The organism is Aliivibrio sifiae, assembly GCF_002954715.1.
Lineage (GTDB): Bacteria > Pseudomonadota > Gammaproteobacteria > Enterobacterales > Vibrionaceae > Aliivibrio > Aliivibrio sifiae.
Genome location: NZ_MSCP01000005.1, coordinates 1 through 865 on the forward strand (window position 1 = coordinate 1; position 865 = coordinate 865).

Annotated in this window: 1 pseudogene; it reads left to right on the top strand. The window is 39.5% G+C overall.

Features of this window, described 5'->3' with window-relative positions:
- The first annotated feature begins 68 nt into the window (after positions 1-68).
- A pseudogene (locus BTO23_RS20665) lies at positions 69-810 on the top strand (IS6 family transposase).
- Positions 811-865 lie beyond the last annotated feature (55 nt).

Below are 865 nucleotides of genomic sequence, written 5' to 3' on the forward strand. Positions count from 1 at the left end.
GGGTTTGTTGCAAAAAAACTTAGTATCAGCTCAAAATCCTTTATTTCCCGATCTAATCGAGCGACTCAATGACCAATCCTGACTTTAAATGGAAACACTTTGCACCAGAAATTATACTTTGGTGTTTACGTTGGTATGGTTCAACACCAATGAGTTACGCAAATCTCAGTGATATGCTCGCAGAGCGAGGCATATCGGTTAATCGTTCAACTATTTACCGTTGGTTTATTGAATATTCCCCTAAATTACGAAAAAAGTTACGTCGTAATTATCAATTCATCAAAACCGACTCATCCTGGCAACTTGATGAAACCTACGTCAAAGTGAAGGGGGGAATGGCACTATCTTTACCGTGCCATTAATAAACAAGAAGAGACTCTCGATTTTTATTTTTCCCACAAGCGCAATAAAGAAGCGGCCTACCAATTCCTTAAGCGTTGCTTAAGATATTATGACATAGACAATCAACCTAAAACGTTAAACACGGACAAACATTCTTCATACGCCAATGCTATTGCTAGACTGAAGAAGGAAGGACGACTACGAGAGGATGTCGAGCAACGGCAAGTTAAATGCCTCAATAATGGCATTGAGTCCGATCATGCCCCCATTAAGAAATTGATCGTGGCCGCCGGTGGTTTCAAACTGAGGAAGCGAGCTTGGTCAACGATTCAAGGATTTGAATCTTTACGAATGTTAAATAAGGGGCAGTTTGATTTCTGGTTACGTAATGATAAACGTGAAACTGTAGTACGGGAGAGATCCGCCTTCTTGAATCGTTTATTCAATGTTGAAGTAGTTTTTCAATAATAATGAGTCAATTGTAGGGCTTATTTACTAACTCAGATTATTTGCAACAGTCCCC